This window comes from Flavobacterium sp. N1719, from assembly GCF_025947045.1.
GTDB classification, from domain to species: domain Bacteria; phylum Bacteroidota; class Bacteroidia; order Flavobacteriales; family Flavobacteriaceae; genus Flavobacterium; species Flavobacterium stagni.
Genome location: NZ_CP109993.1, coordinates 2,001,361 through 2,018,315, shown reverse-complemented (window position 1 = coordinate 2,018,315; position 16,955 = coordinate 2,001,361). Strand labels below are relative to the sequence as shown.

Below are 16,955 nucleotides of genomic sequence, written 5' to 3'. Positions count from 1 at the left end.
GAAAGATGACTGATAACTGACTACTGATGACTGAAACACGGTCTTGGATTTAGTCGTAAGTCGTAAGTGAATTAGTCGCAAGTCATATTTCGTTTTAAACTCTTGCTTCTTGCAGCGTAGCGGTCTTGCTTCTTGCAACGAAGTGGTCTTGTTTCTAGTAACACTATGTCCCACAAAGTAAGGCACAATGTAACACAATGGTTTTAGTCGTAAGTGAATTAGTCGTAAGTCGTAAGTGATTTGAGTCGTAAGTCATATTTCGTTTTAAACTCACGCTTCTTGCAGCGTAGCGGTCTTGTTTCTTTCAGCGCAGCGGTCTTGCTTCTTGCAGCGTAGCGGTCTTTTTTCTTGCAGCGTAGCGGTCTTTTTTCTTGCAACGAAGTGGTCTTGCTTCTTGCAGCGTAGCGGTCTTTCCTCTTTCAGCGTAGCGGTCTTTCTTCTCCCCCAAACACCTCTACTCTATTTCGTTCAATGCGTCGTTCCAATTCGCTGACATCCAGGTTGCGGTATTCGGCGGCTTTGGCATAGATGTCGGCGATGGATTCTTCGATCGTATCGGTTTCGAGGAAGATGCGGTTTTCGGGTACGGCAAGGAAAGCTGTTTTGAGTTCGGGATTGCGGAGTAAGTATTTCCCGAAGGACAGGTAAAACCCGTGGTTGACGAGTTCTTGGGCGAGTTGGGCATTTTTGGAAAAGCCGTGTACGATGAGAGGCACGGAGAGGCGGTGTTGCTTTTTGAGGGCAATCAATTCTTGAAAGGCGCCCACGAGGTGCAGCACTACGGGTTTTTGGTACTGTTCGGCCAAAATCAGATGCGCTTCAAAGACTTGCAGTTGGAGTTCGAACGGCACCTCTATCCGTTTATCCAACCCACATTCCCCGATGGCGAGGCAACCCGACTTAATCAAATGTTGCTCCACAATTTCCATGTGTAGTGGCCAAACCGTCGCGTCGATAAACCACGGATGTATCCCAATGGAATAGACAGGCGGCGCTGGATCAAACTCCCAGGGGTATTGATTCACGAGTTCGATACCATTCGGTGTGGCGGTGTAATGGTGGGTATGGAGGTTGAACATTTTAAAAAGTTATGAATTATGAGTTGTGAATTATGAGTTGGTCGATTAAAAATAGGAAATTTAGGGAGAAAAACAAATTATGTGATGGGTTTGAGCGTGAAACTACTGATGACTAATCACTGATCACTGAATACTGATGACTGATCACTGAACTCAAAGCTTGCTAAAAAACCTTCACACCCAATCTTGTCATTACGACCATCGGGAGAAATCCCATAAGATTGGCTCCTTTTTTTCGCTTAGCGAAAAACACACTTTTATTTTTAACCTATAACACCGTGAAAACTGCATGGGATTTCTCCTTACGTCGAAATGACAAAAGGACGGTTTTTTTTTTCGCTTAGCGAAAAATACATTTTTATTTTAACCCACAGCACCGTGAAAACTGCATGGGATTTCTCCTTGCGTCGAAATGACAATAGGACGGGGTGTTTTTTTCGCTTAGCGAAAAACACACTTATTTTTTTACCCACAACACCGTGAAAACGGTATGGGATTTCTCCTTACGTCGAAATGACAACAAGACGATGTATTTATTTGATTGATAATAAACCTTTACACCCAATCTTGTCATTTCGACCAGCGGGAGAAATCCCATAGGATAGTCCCCTTTTTTTCGCTTAGCGAAAAACACATTTTTATTTTAAACTTCAGCACCGTGAAAACTGTATGGGATTTCTCCTTGCGTCGAAATGACAACAGGACGGGGTGTTTATTTGATTGTTAAAAAACCTATACACCCAATCTTGTCATTTCGACCAACGGGAGAAATCCCATAGGATAGTCCCCTTTTTTTCGCTTAGCGAAAAACACTTTAATTTTTAACCCACAGCACCGTGAAAACTGCATGGGATTTCTCCTTGCGTCGAAATGACAATAAGACGGGGGGGGATTTTTTAGCGTGCTAAAAAACCTTTCTGCAAACAATAAAAAACCCAACCACTAAACGCAGTCGGGTCTTTAAAAGCAATTGTGGTGATAGTTACTGCACGGTTACACTTCCTAAGTAAATACTGGTCGAACAATCTTCGTCGGTGGTCATAGCGAATCCAACCCAAATGTGAATGGTTTTTCCATTATAAACGGAAGGTAAAACGAAACTGGCTGTAGTAGCACTACGTGTAGCTAGATTCAAATTACAAAGGGTATTGCCCAATTCGGGTTCATAAATTCCGATGAACAATCGATCGGTAGCCTGCGCTAAAACTTGCACACTGTTGTCGGTCCAATTCAACACCACAGTATTGTTAGCCTCTGCGGTTACGGAAGCGTTTTCAAGTCCTGGAAGTGTCCCTTTGCTCAAAATCACTTTATTGTATTGCATCACAAAATCGGGATCCACGAATTCTACTGCCTCTTTGATGTGGTATGCAAAGGCTTTATTTCCTCTTGTTTTTTCGCCAAGATCACCCCCAAAGTAGCGGCTGAGGATTGGATTAAAGGGTGTTAAAAAATCAATTACGGTTGTAAACTTCATGCGTTGTTGCATTTGCAATAGAGAAGGTTTTTTACCTGATTTACGAGGTAAACTGCGTAGGATTTCTTTACCGCGCCAATTGGCACCAATTACTGTTCCTACTTTTCCATTGAATGGACCTAAAATTCCTTTTTGATAGGTGGCCATAGTTTTTAAATTTAAAGATTAATACTGATTAAAATTGTCGTGGCGTTCGAACATCCATGAGTCAAAACTAGTAGAAAAAAAGGTCGATTGTTTACCTATGACGTTAGTTGACGTACATTGACGTATTGTGACGTAATTTGATGTCATCTGACGTAATTTTACCGAACAACTAGGGGTTTTGTTCGGTATTTGTTCGGTAATGCTTCGGTACCACCCGCGAAAATACTGAGGTTCCCGCAAGAAATACCGAAGAAAACTGCACGATGACTGCACGAAAACCCTATGCAGTGTTCAGTAATCAGTATACAGTATTCAGTGTACAGTATTCAGTGTACAGTGCCAACTGATCACTGTACACTGCCAACTGATTATTCAAGTCGTTTTCGGGAATCTTCGGCGATAAGTTGGGTAATGTAATGTTTGGGATAATAACATAATCCGCCGATTTGCGTGTAGGGAATTTTCTTGTTTTTCCGCAAGCGGTACAGTGTACTTTCACTGATGTTAAACTGGCGTTTGACTTGAGCACTGTCTAGCCAGACTTCTTCGTTTGGAATTTGACGGATGATTTGGAGTAAGGTGGCGGCGAGTTCATTGATTTGCTGTTGTAAGCTATTCAATCGGGCATCATAGGGGTCCATAGAAGATTAAAAAAATAAGCGTTGTTTTCATTTTTGTTTTCGGTTTTGGTTCTCAAAATAGTGTATTGACTTTTTTTCAAAAATCATTCCATTTTTTTTGGCATACTTATCCCTATTTCAAACCCAAAACAATAACTACCAGCGCCTTACTAATCTACTTTTTGCTGGATAAAAAATAAAAAGGCTTGATTTTATTGGTGTTTTACCATTCTAATCAGCTAAAAATTGTTGGATTCCGACCTGCATTTTACTAAGATAAATCGTTTGAAAAAATAAGAAATAGGAAAAATACTTTCGTAAAATAGGGTTTTTCCTATTGAAATAATTTTTTTACCAACAGACCAAAAACTATTTTTATGGCCTAAAGTTGGTTTTTACTCAAATAAAATGCTTTTGTACTGCTGCAGACATAAGGTATTATTAGTGAAAAACAACTTTAACAAAATGTACACTTTTTGTGTACCATTATCAAAAAGTAAGAAATTACTTTTACAAGTACCGGAATACATGCCGTTGACAGCCGAAACGATTTCCCTACAAAAAGAGTAAAACCCTAACAACTCGTAATATATGCGTTCGGCAACAATTCTTCTTGCAACAGCACTCAGCTGGAGCTTTTCTGCTTCCCTGAAGGCTCAAAAAATTTTATGGGATAAAAGTCTAGGTGGCAAACAATCCGATTACCTTATGGATGCCTTACCGACTCCCGATTATGGATTCCTTCTCGCCGGTTCGTCCCTGTCGATTAAATCCGGAAACAAACAACAAACCACTCAAGGTGATTTGGACTTTTGGCTCTGGAAAATGGACGAAAAAGGCGACCAAGAATGGCAAAAAAACTTTGGCGGTAGCGGGAGTGACCTCCTCTATAGCATCACCGCATCACCCGATGGCGGTTACCTCATTGCAGGCACCTCCAATTCACCCAAAAGCTTTGATAAAAAAACAGCCTCCCTCGGAGGGGACGATATTTGGCTCATCAAACTCAACCCTCGGGGAGAAGAAGAATGGCAACTGACCCTAGGGGGAATGGACCAAGAAAAAATTGCCCAAGTCATTCCCACACGCAATGGTGGTTTTCTTGTGGCAGGCTCTTCGGCATCCGAGCCCCGTCAAGACCGCAGTCCGATGGATCCCAAAGCCCCTTCTCGATTAAAATCCGGTGCCTTGTACGGGGATTTGGATTATTGGGTAATCCAATTGAATTCCAAAGGAGAAGTGGAATGGCAACAAACCTATGGCGGTCAGTATGTAGACGAATTACGCAGTGTAGCCACCACTGCCGACGGTGGTTTTATCCTTGGCGGGTATTCCAACTCACCCGTTTCAGGAACCAAAACCGAACGCAACCGCGGTATCGGAGATTATTGGGTGATTCGCATTGATGAAAAAGGAACAGTCTTGTGGCAACGCACCCTAGGGGGCGACCAAGACGATCAATTATATACCGTATTAGTAACCCACGATCAAAACATCCTCTTGGGAGGCAACTCCAATTCGGGCAGTAGTGACGAGAAAACAAGTTCGAACCAAGAAGGAACCGACTTTTGGTTGGTTAAATTGGATACTGCTGGAAACCTACTCTGGCAACAAACCTACAATTTTGGAAAGACAGATGTTCTAACCACATTGGTAGAAAACAAAGACCATAGCTTACTGCTGGGCGGATTTGCTCAAGGGGAATACAGTCTGTTGTCCAAAGGAAAAGGAAAGTTAGGATTGGGCAAAGGCGAACCCAAAGCCAAGAAAGGAACCGATGATTTTATTGCGTTAAAAGTAAACGAAAAAGGAGAGGAAATCTGGTCTCGCACAGTGGGTAGTAACGGTAAAGAAGTATTGCGCAAAGTGGTTGAAACCCGCGATGGCGGCTACCTCATGGCTGGAACTTCATTTTCAAAAGCCACAGGCGACAAAACCAGCTCGGTAGGACGCAACGATTTTTGGGTAGTCAAACTCAAAGACGAACAAAAACCCGATACACCCAAACTCACTATTGAAGCCTCTCCCAACCCAACCTATGGGTTTACTACTGTGGTAATTGGCTACGAATTTGAATCGGGAACCGCCACAGTAGTGGATTTATCGGGTCGTGTCTTGCAGCAATTTGCCGTTAATTCCCGAACCGTTCCTGTGGATTTAAGCAGCCTACCCGAAGGAATCTATGTCGTTAACATCAAAACCGATAAACAGAGCGACGGCGTAAAAATTATTAAACGAACTTCCAAAACTAACTAAGAGCCATGAGAAAATTCATCGTTACCCTTTGCTGTGCCTTCCCGTTCTGGGGTATAGCACAGAATCCAGAAATAAAAACAGAATTACCGAATATTGTACCTCCTTCACCTACAGTTGCTGCATTAATGAAATTTGAAGAAGTGCCCGTGAGTAATTATACAGGGGTACCCGATATTTCATTCCCAATATATAGTACAACGGCAAAAGACAATAAACTACCTATTTCCATATCAATTAAGTACCACACTGGAGGGATATTAGCTGATGAAAAAGCAGGTGAAATGGGATTGGGATGGAGTCTTTTTGCTGGAGGAACTATATCCAGAACTTCCAGAGGATTACCTGATGAAATCTATGTTTTACCGGGAATGAGTACAGATGGTTCGATAGGGATTTATCATGATGATTTGACCAATGGGCATCGCAATCAATTTACTTATTTTTTCGACAATGTATTGAATGAATATAAAAACTATTATAAACCTTTAACATCAATGACGCAAGCAAATATTGACATTGGTAATGAATTTTTATGGATGGTAACTAATAAAGGAAAATTTGATACGGAATATGATTTATGGCAATTTAATTTTATGGGGAAATCTGGTAGATTTTACATTAAAAAGAATGCTCAAAATCAACTAGAAATTGTACCTCTAGATGACTACAGAGTAAAAATAGTAAATACATATTCTACCGACTCTAATTCTAGATTTCAACCCTTGAGTTTTACCATTTATGATGAAAGTGGTTATAAATATGAATTTGATGTTATTGAGACCTCTACTAATTTTAATGCTACACAACAAACTATTATATCAGGAATTTTCACCGATATCTCATCATTAAGTTTAGTTGACAGTTCATCATTAAGTGTTGAAAGGCCTTTTTCTAGTGCTTTTCATTTATCAAAAGTTTATGATGTGAATAACAATTTACTTGTTGAATTATTTTATGATGAACCTAAATTAGAAGGATTTAATCAAGTCACAATTACCAATAATTATTACGCTGAATCTGATATTTTTACATTTAATGCTTTATTTGGAGGTTGTTTAGATTTACCTCCATTAAAACTAATCTCAAACTCTTCTACCAATGTAAATGTTCGAAAATTAAAAACAATTGATATTAAAGGAAAAGCATCCGTGACATTAAATCGTTCCGCAGAAAGACAAGATACCAATATTCGTTTTGCTAATACCACGGAAAAATTAGATGAGATAGTGGTGAAAGATTTACAAAATACTATCATCAACCGATTTACATTTGATTATACCTACACGACTGTTTTGGATACCCGAATGCAATTGGGTGCCTATCATGAATATGGCAAACTCAATAGTAACCCTAAAACAACTGCATTCAGTTATAAAATTAATGACTCCCAAGGAAAAGAAATTGCAAAAGACTATTGGGGCTATTTTAATTTAATAAACACCTGTTCTTTGACAACTGATTCCTATAAAAATCCTAGTCCTGAATTTGTGACTTCCGACGTGCTTTTTAAAATTAAGTATCCAACTGGCGGGTCTGTATTGTTTGACTATGAATCACATCAATTTAGTCATATCGGAGATGAACCCATCACTGATTTTAGCTCGAATTTATCAACTCATGTATATTTGGATATTGAAAATTATATTTTTCCTATCACTTCGGCAAATGCAGGAAATAATCAATTTAATGCTACAACAAGAAAAATTGAATCTGCTCCTTATCCAAGAAGAATTCAACTTTTAATGACTTTTGGTGATTACGGAAATACCAATTTTTCAATTGGAAAAATCATCAACAATTCATTTATACCCCTAGAAATGATTAATTGTTCAGAAACCAATCAAAGTTGCTGTATTGATTTTTACCTAGATGCTAATGTAATGTATGGAATACGTTGGAATAATCTAAATACGAATTACAATTTTACAGATGCTGTCGCAATTAAATTTTACAAAATTAATCCAGTTAATTTTTTATATGGTGGAGGTATTCGTATCAAACAAATTGGATACTTTGATACTGACATTACTGAAGTTTATTATGAAGATCAATTGACTTCACCATTACCTACAAAAGAGAAAAAATTTAATTATAATTTTTTTGAAAATTCTTCCCAAACCAGTGGGGCTTTAGCATTTCCATATCCTTTATATCATTATTCAGATAAATTTATGACAAGTATAAATGTTTTTCCATACTCAAGTTTACCTACTTATTGTGGGGAGAATAAAATGGAACATTTTTTTGATGTTTACACCGATTTTAACAATAGAGCAACTGTGAAAACACAAGGCTCTGAGGTAGGGTATAAAAATGTAACAGTATTTGAGTCTGCAAATGGGAAAACTGAGTTTACTTATACCTCACCCATAGATTTTCCTGAACAAGAAGTACCTACGGGAGTTCCATTTTTACCGACTAAAAATATAGACTTCAAAAGAGGTTTGTTATTAAAAGAAGAAGTTTTTACAAACAACAATTTAAAATTAACTTCAACTGTCAACAATTATACTTTTGACTATCACGAAGAGATAACTGGCATCCGATTTAAAAAACCAGTTGGTGAATGTTACACTGGGAAATTACCTGCACTTACCGCTAATTATGGAAATTATAAAGCCTATGTCGAAAGTCCTAATACTTGTGTTAAATGTGCAAATAATATATTCACCAGCACACTTTCACTTTGTGGATTACCTTTAGATTTAAACAAGCCTAAGATTCTACCTTTCCCAATTTATGAAACCTACGGCTGGGCAAAACTCGAGTCCAAAGAAACCAAAAACTACTTCTACGATGCCAACAATACACAAAGTGAGGTGGTTACTCGTGAGTCTTTTCAGTACAATCCACTAAACAAAATGATTGCCGAGCATAAAGTCATCAATAGTCTGGGCGAAGAAACCAAAACTACCTACAACTACCTTACTGATCCTGTTGCCTTAGCCCAAAACCGAATTGCAGAGATTGAAGAAATTCAGGTGGAAAAAGAAGGGGCTCCCGTTAGTCAAAGTAAAATTGTTTACAGCAACACCTTTGCTGGCAACCCCAATGTTCACCTACCCTCTGTGATTCAAACGGCCAAAGGAGGTCTCGCCCTGGAGAATAAAATTCGGTACAACCGATACGATACCTATGGCAATCCGTTGGAGGTGCAACAAGAAAACGGCATGCTGATTTCCTATATCTACGGCTACCACAACACCCAAGTGGTCGCTAAAATTGAGAATTTAGCTTATACGAGTATTCCGGCCAACTTGATTACCGCCATTCAAAATGCGACCGATGCTGCTACCTATTCAGAAAGTGCTGTACTTAGTGCTTTAGATGCCTTGCGCAACGATAGTGCGCTAGCCAATAGTATGGTGACCACAGTAACGCATATCCCACTAGTAGGCGTGAGTACCATGACTACCCCAAACGGTATTCGCATAAAATACCATTACGACAGCATGAACCGCTTGGAGAAAGTCACCGATCATGAGGGTAATATTGTTACCGAAAACAGTTATAACTATAGACCTTAATCCTAAACGCCATGAAAAAATACAGTCAACATCCAAAACCTTCTACAATGCGTACCCTAAGCATTGCGTTATTCGGTCTATTGTGCTCGGTAACTGCCCTAGGGCAAACCCCTTCAGAGAACTATGTAAAGACCAAAACCTATAAAAAACCCACTACCCTAGTGCCCAACCCGGGGCCTACAGAAGTGGTCGAACAAGTCACCTATTTTGACGGACTCGGACGAGCTATTCAAAAAGTAGACGGGCGTCAAAGTGAATCAGGTAAAGACATTGTCACCCACATCGAATACGATGCCTACGGTCGACCACAGTATGAGTATTTGCCCTATGCATCCAATCGTAATACCCTGGAATATGTGGATGGTGCTACAGCCAAACAAGAGACGGAATCTGAAGCTTTGTACAACGGTGAAATCGTATACAGTCGCAAGTTTTATGAACCCTCTCCGCTAAATCGGGTCTTAAAACAATCGGCTCCAGGAAACGTTTGGGAAGGTCATGACAACGATGATAACGACCATACCATCAAATTTGTGTACCGCGCCAATGAGGATAATGAAGTGCGCTTTTTTAAAGTAGAACTCACCTATGATTCCAATCACAAACTGTATGTCCCCACGCTCAATGAAGATGGATATTACCGTGCAGGGAGTCTATACAAAACCATCACACGGGATGAAAACTGGACTTCGGGAGACAACCATTCTACCGTGGAATTCAAAAATACAGAAGGGCAAGTGGTGCTAAAACGCACCTACAATGCAAACACCGCCCACGACACTTATTATGTGTACGATGTCTATGGCAACCTCACCTATGTGATTCCACCCAAAGCGAGTATAAGTCCCGCCATCAGTGCGACACAAATGGAAAACTTGTGCTACCAATACCAATACGACGACCAAAACCGTATGGTGGCCAAAAAACTACCGGGTAAAACATGGGAGTTCATCGTATACGACAAACTCAGTCGGGTAGTCGCAACAGGTCCTGCCTACAATCCTTTTGGTACCGGACATCTGGGTTGGATGCACACCAAATACGATGCCTTTGGTCGCGTGGCGTATACGCTTTGGAGAGAAGCAGAGAATGTAATTAATGAAGATAAACGGCATACTTTACAAGACCAATACGATAGTTCGACAACACTCTTTGAATCGCTCACGGGTTCCAACGTAGACAGCTATGCCAATCCCTATTCAAGTTCGGTCTTTCCACAATCCGATTACCTCTTACTTACGGTTAATTTCTATGATACCTATACCTTCCCTGGTGCGCCTGGGTCATTACCCGCACAGGTTGGAGGCAATACAGTACTCACCAATTGCAAAGGACTCCAAACAGGGTCATGGGTGCGCGTATTGCTTGACCCCGGGTCAACCATTGGAGAAACTTCCCATACGCTTTACAACTACCAAGGAAAAGTGTTGAAAACCCACCGCACAAATTACCTAGGCGGGTATACCATTACGGAAAATCAAATTGATTTTATCGGACAGCCACTGGAAACCAAAACCTGGCACCGCTTGTCGTCGATACAAAACCCCGTTAATGTGCAAGAAAAATTTGAATATACCCCCGAAGGCCGTCTCAAAAACCACACCCATACTATCAACAACCAACCCACCGAAATGTTGGTAGCCAACAAATACGATGCGCTAGGGAAGTTAATTCAGAAAAATGTGGGAGGTACCGACTTAGTCAACTACAACGGTTTACAAGTGGTAGATTTTAGCTATAATATCCTCGGATGGATGACGGGGATTAATGATGTGGATGCATTAGCCCAACCGAATGACCCGAATGACCTCTTTGCTTTTAAAATCAATTATACCGATGTAGAGGTAAGCGGTATGAACGGGGTACAACCCTTGTACAACGGCAACATAAGTGAAACTTTTTGGCGCTCGTACAACGACAATGTGAAGCGCGCCTACGGGTATACCTACGATGATTTGAACCGCATGGACGAGGCGTTTTACCAAAAACCCGGACTCACCGCTGCCAACATCAACAACTACCGGGAAAAGCTTACGTATGATGAAAACGGGAATATCCTAACCCTAAAACGCAACGGGAACTTGGACAATGGTATTCAAGAAATTGAGATAGATGATCTAACCTATACCTACCCGCAGGACAGTAACCAACTCCTCAAAGTCACCGATGAGACGTTGCACCCTTCGGGATTTGAAGACGATAGCACCGACGGGACGTTGGCTACCGACACCACCGATGATTATGCCTATGATAGTATGGGGAATATGGTCAGTGATGAAAACAAAGGGATTCAAGAAATTAAATACAACCACTTGAATTTACCTACCTACATTGACCTTGGCGGCAAAGGGAATATTTTGTACATTTACGACGCTACGGGGCGCAAAGTGCGCAAGCTCGTGCAAGATGACGTTCTTACACAAAACAAGCAAGTGGATTATGCCGATGGCTTTCAGTATGAAAACAACATCCTTCAGTTTTTTCCAACGGCTGAAGGCTATGCCTCACGCTTAACAACTAAAATTGAGCAAAGTGGCGTACTTATTAAAATCCCGATCGAAGAGTTACCCGAAGACCAGTTTAGTTATGTATATAACTATACCGATCATTTAGGCAACATCCGATTGAGTTATAGCTTAGATCCTGATACCCAACAGTTGAAAATTGTGGAGCAAAACCATTACTACCCCTTCGGGATGCGCCACACCAACTACAGCGGCGGCCGCATGGTCATGGTCAAAGACGAAGAACTCAAACGCATGGCACCGGCTACCGAAGAGTTTTTGACGTATAAGTATAAGTATAATGGCAAGGAGTTCCAAGACGAACTGGGGCTTAACTTCTACGATTACGGCGCACGGAATTATGATGCAGCGTTGGGGAGATGGATGAATATTGACCCGAAAGCAGAAACATCAAGACGATGGAATCCATATACCTATTGTTATAATAATCCTTTGCGTTTTGTTGACCCTGATGGGATGCAAGCCACATGGAAACCAGACAAAAATGGTAATTTGATTGCTGAAAAAGGAGATAATACTAAAACGTTAGCTACATATCTTGATACAACTGTTGATAAAGCTGCTAAGTTCAAAGAGATAAAAAATGGCAAAACTACCGATAAGGAGATGGGTAAAGATCATGACTATAAAGAAGGAGATGTCGTAGTTCTTGATAATAATATGACAGATGATATTAAACAATATCAAGAGACAGGGAATGTTGAGAATTTACAATGCCATGAAGCAGTTTATCCAGCTGTTAAAGGATTAGAAATTGACGAGAAAAATGCTAAAGTACATAACTCTTTAGATAGTATTGTTGAAGGTTTAAGTGGTAAAACTGCAAGTGATTTCGCAAGTGGATACAGTCAAAGTGATTCTTCTACTGGTGCTGTATTTGGTAAATCAATAACTGTTTTTGGAGACTCAGCACATTCAGCAGTATATTATGGTACTAGTAAAGATGGTACTAATTATTATTATTCCAAAAATGGTGGAGCGGGTCCACCGTCAATTGTAAAAGAAAACGAATTAATAAAACAATATGGAGAAGCTAAATACTTTCATCCTAAGTCTTAGTTTGTTACTAATAGGATGTAACAAACAAAAAAGCATCAGTGAAGATAAAGCATTACTGATTGCTTCAGGCTATAATTCTGAGAAAAAAATTTATAAATATAATTTTATTGACGGTACTATAAAAGACATTGATAGCATAAACTTTAATGATTCAAAAAATGAGTTTAAATTCAAATCTAATTTAAAAAGCTTATTGACTGAAAACAAAATTTTTTCATCATTCGGAGCTATTCTAGATTTGAATGAAAGAAAACTATCTTTAGTAGATTCATTAGGCTATAAGATTGCTAACAAAGGACTTCTTTTAAAAAGAGACAAAAACGTTATATATTTCTACAATTTCATTTCAAAAAATATTGTTAGATATGATTTGGAATCTAATAAATTACTTTTTGATGTAAATGTGAAGAAGTTTGAACTTCAATATTTCAATTCTTTTCCCTGTATTGATTATATTTCTACTGATTTAAAGCACTTGATTAAAGTTATCCCAACAGGAAATTTCGGTGCAAAAAAAATGCAGAACTCCTCTTTTAATATTCTTCTAAAAAATCTCTCTACAGGTGAAGAAAATAAAATCGTTAATTCTGTTAATGGAACTTTAATGTCAACTGCTTCAAGTACAATTTCAATGCCTTCTGTAAAATGGCTAAATGAAAATGAGTTTATTTTTTCAAATTTTAAAAGAAATGGAAATTCAGCTATGTGTTATATATTGAAGTTCAATATTTCAAATAATCAAATTACGAATATTGGAAAAATTGATTCCATTCCTTTTTCAACATCAAACTCTATTTTTGAATTTGATGTTTATGGGAACTTGTTTTTCTTTAGTCAGAAAGGGGTTTTTCAAGTAGATTTTATTAATAATAATTTGTCTCAAAAAATTAAATTTAACTTAGGTGATAATTTTTATGTCAATGTTAAAGATGGTCTTAAATGCATCTATTTCGATAACGAAAAAATTTATTCTGAAACAAAAAATGAAAAATTTGAATTATTTAACAATGATTATAAATCCGATAAAAACTATATTGCTTTAAAAGTAACTACCAATAATAACGATGTTAATTTAACTAAATCAAATAATTTAAAAATTTGGAGTAAAAGTACTGGAAAATGGACATTGATTAAAGAATCTGAAATAGTTTCGATATTGGGTTGGAAATAACACCCCGCTCCGCAAAGTGTTCATTTGATGCACAATGCTCTGCATCCCGATAGCTATCGGGACCCGACTTTGCGGAACAAATAATACAAAACCACCTTCACGGGTGGTTTTTGTTTTTATAAAGAAGGATTGAATGAAAGTCGGCACCCTAGCCCAGATCGAAATGTAAAGCCCGGAAGACGGTACCGTAGTTTTTTGTTGCCTAACGAAAGCGACCAACGGAAGCTATCGTATGGCTTACAAAAACACGGTAAAGGCTGAGGACTTGAAATGTAGAGCTGGAATAGCTTCAAAAAAACACAACATCCGCGGATGGATGACGGGGATTAATGATGTAGATGCATTAGCCCAACCGAATGACCCGAATGACCTCTTTGCTTTTAAAATCAATTATACCGATGTTGAGGTAAGCGGCATGAACGGGGTGCAACCCTTGTACAACGGCAACATAAGTGAAACCTTTTGGCGCTCGTACAACGACAATGTGAAACGCGCCTACGGGTATACCTATGATGATTTGAACCGCATGGACGAGGCGTTTTACCAAAAACCCGGACTCACCGCGGCCAACATCAACAACTACCGGGAGAAACTTACCTATGATGAAAACGGGAATATCCTAACCCTAAAACGCAACGGGAACTTGGACAACGGCATTCAAGAAATCGAGATTGACGACCTAACGTACACCTACCCGCAGGACAGTAACCAACTGCTCAAAGTCACCGATGCGACCTTACACCCTTCGGGATTTGAAGACGATAGTACTGACGGGACTTTAGCCACCGACACCACCGATGATTATGCCTATGATAGTATGGGAAATATGACAAGTGATGAAAACAAGGGAATTCAAGAAATTAAATACAACCATTTGAATTTACCCACCTACATTGACCTTGGCGGCAAAGGGAATATTTCGTACATTTACGACGCTACGGGGCGCAAAGTGCGCAAGCTCGTGCAAGATGACGTTCTTACACAAAACAAGCAAGTGGATTATGCCGATGGATTTCAGTATGAAAACAACATCCTTCAGTTTTTTCCAACGGCTGAAGGCTATGCCTCACGCTTAACGACAAAAATCGAACAAAGTGGACAATTAATTAAAATCCCAATCGAAGAATTACCCGAAGACCAGTTTAGCTATGTGTACAACTACACCGATCATTTAGGCAACATCCGATTGAGTTACAGCCTCGACCCTGATACCCAACAGTTGAAAATTGTGGAGCAAAACCATTACTACCCCTTCGGGATGCGCCACACCAACTACAGCGGCGGCCGCATGGTTATGGTTAAAGACGAAGAACTCAAACGCATGGCACCAGCTACGGAAGAGTTTTTGACGTATAAGTATAAGTACAATGGGAAAGAGTGGCAGGATGAGTTGGGGCTTAACCTATACGACTATGGAGCGAGAAATTATGATGCGGCGTTGGGGAGATGGATGAATATTGACCCGTTGGCGGAGAAGTATAGAAGGTGGTCGCCTTATAATTATTGTATGAACAATCCTATTTACTTCATCGACCCTGATGGGATGCAAATCTCAGATGGTATATATATTGATAAAAAGGGTGAAAAAATAGGAGAAGATTCTAATGGTATTTCTGACGGAAGGGTATATGTTGTAGATGGAAGTGCTAAAAGAGAAGTAGTAAGAAGTACTGAACAAGGAAAAACAATTGAAACTTCTGAATTAAATGGAAAAAATGTTTATGAATTAGCATCTAATGAAGATAGACAATCACAATATGAAGGTATTTTTAAAGATTCAGAAGGAGTAAATGATAGAGAATTTGCACAAGTAAATATAAAAGTTGAAGGTAAAGAAGATCCTGAAATTATTAAAAATGAAGGTGACGTGGTTAATCAAGGAGATACCGAAGCAACAGTTGAACCTCGTTATGGACCTCGCTTACGAGAAATAATAAAAAAATATAATACAAATGCATATGTAACCTCCATAGTTCATACACATAATGTTGATTTTGTAAAAATCAATGGCGACTCCTCAATGAATGGAGAAGGAACTCCTAGTTATCCAAACGACATTCAAAAAGCTAAAGATAATCCAGATATTAAATATTCAGTAATAAATAGGAGACAAAATGAAGTACATGTTTTAAATTCTTACGGCAATTACATAACCATTAGTACAGATGTTTATTTCAAAAAATATTAAAATTATTTACATGACAAGGTTCTATTTTTTTTCTTTGATAATGTTGATGAGTGCTTCTGCTATTTCACAAAATATCACACAAATATATTCTAGCGATTTTGCAAAATTACAAAGTGAAATACGTAAAGAAGTAGGTGTAAAAAATATACCAATCATCAACTATCGTAATTTAACAAAAGATGATCAGCCCTATTTTTTACTGATTGTAGGGAATGATGATTATCAGAAGTTTTTGCAAAATGTCAATATATATGATACTATTCGAATAGTTTATTTAGATCAAATTGATTTCAAAAAAATAGAATTTCCAGTATTCAAAAAATTGATAAACTTAAAAGCTATCAAGATAAACAATTGTAAAAATATTGACCCCGAAAAGTTAATAGCTAACTTGGTAACAGCTGAAAAACTTGTACAATTACATTTTAAAAATTTGAATTTTAAAGATTGGAAACTCGATGTTAATCCGTTAGTTAAATTAAAGGTGTTATCTTTTGAAAATTGTAATTTGAAACATTATGGCACTATTTTATTGAACTTGGATGAATTTTCAATTTTAAATACAAAGAAAACACTTGACCTAAGTAATTTATTCATCAAAAGCGTCAAAAATGTAATTATTCAAGGATGTAAATTAGAGTGTTTTCCATATAGTTTATCGACTTCACAAGGATTGGAATACTTAGTATTGTATAACACTAGAATAAAAACAGAAATGGTATCGGAAATAAGTGGTTTCAACGATTTAAAATGTATAGAAATCACTTATTGTAATTTAAAATTTAACAACATAAAATTTTTAGACACCAATGAAGAAGTATACCTGATTGATAATTATAAAGTTACAATAATTGATTAGGATATAAAAAATATTGACTAAGTCTGCGCTACCCCCGATGGCGCGGA

The 16,955-nt window shown here is 38.5% G+C and carries 9 protein-coding genes; 6 read left to right on the top strand and 3 right to left on the bottom strand.

Features of this window, described 5'->3' with window-relative positions; translation table 11 throughout:
• Positions 1–419 precede the first annotated feature (419 nt).
• The 3 genes from OLM45_RS08660 to OLM45_RS08650 all read right to left on the bottom strand — a co-directional run bounded on the left by OLM45_RS08660 (position 420) and on the right by OLM45_RS08650 (position 3,344).
• Positions 420–1,079 carry a TatD family hydrolase gene (locus tag OLM45_RS08660; RefSeq protein ID WP_264509589.1) on the bottom strand — a complete coding sequence of 220 codons (660 nt, stop codon included), beginning with the start codon at positions 1,077–1,079 and terminating at the stop codon, positions 420–422.
• A 982-nt stretch (positions 1,080–2,061) separates the two neighbouring features.
• On the bottom strand, positions 2,062–2,703 hold the full coding sequence (locus OLM45_RS08655) for a DUF6266 family protein (protein ID WP_264509588.1): 642 nt from the start codon (positions 2,701–2,703) through the stop codon (positions 2,062–2,064).
• Between the two features lie 368 nt (positions 2,704–3,071).
• Entirely contained in the window at positions 3,072–3,344 is a 273-nt protein-coding gene (locus OLM45_RS08650; RefSeq protein WP_129462208.1) for a helix-turn-helix domain-containing protein, read from the bottom strand.
• Between the two features lie 570 nt (positions 3,345–3,914).
• Between OLM45_RS08650 and OLM45_RS08645 the strand changes: the two genes are divergently transcribed.
• From OLM45_RS08645 to OLM45_RS08620, 6 genes are all read left to right on the top strand, one after another.
• Complete coding sequence (locus tag OLM45_RS08645) at positions 3,915–5,579, top strand: T9SS type A sorting domain-containing protein (RefSeq protein WP_264509587.1); 1,665 nt, start codon at positions 3,915–3,917, stop codon at positions 5,577–5,579.
• A gap of 5 nt (positions 5,580–5,584) precedes the next feature.
• A complete protein-coding gene (locus tag OLM45_RS08640; protein ID WP_264509586.1) occupies positions 5,585–9,106 on the top strand; it encodes a hypothetical protein in 3,522 nt (1,173 codons plus the stop codon).
• Positions 9,107–9,117: 11 nt separating this feature from the next.
• The gene (locus tag OLM45_RS08635; RefSeq protein ID WP_264509585.1) at positions 9,118–12,690 is read left to right on the top strand and encodes an RHS repeat-associated core domain-containing protein; all 3,573 of its coding nucleotides are present in this window, start codon (positions 9,118–9,120) and stop codon (positions 12,688–12,690) included.
• On the top strand, positions 12,656–13,861 hold the full coding sequence (locus OLM45_RS08630; protein WP_264509584.1) for a hypothetical protein: 1,206 nt from the start codon (positions 12,656–12,658) through the stop codon (positions 13,859–13,861). Before OLM45_RS08635 ends, OLM45_RS08630 begins: the two co-directional genes overlap by 35 nt.
• A gap of 232 nt (positions 13,862–14,093) precedes the next feature.
• Positions 14,094–16,049 (top strand): RHS repeat domain-containing protein, encoded by a 1,956-nt coding sequence (locus OLM45_RS08625; protein ID WP_264509583.1) that lies wholly within the window; start codon positions 14,094–14,096, stop codon positions 16,047–16,049.
• A gap of 10 nt (positions 16,050–16,059) precedes the next feature.
• Positions 16,060–16,908 carry a hypothetical protein gene (locus OLM45_RS08620; RefSeq protein WP_264509582.1) on the top strand — a complete coding sequence of 283 codons (849 nt, stop codon included), beginning with the start codon at positions 16,060–16,062 and terminating at the stop codon, positions 16,906–16,908.
• Positions 16,909–16,955 lie beyond the last annotated feature (47 nt).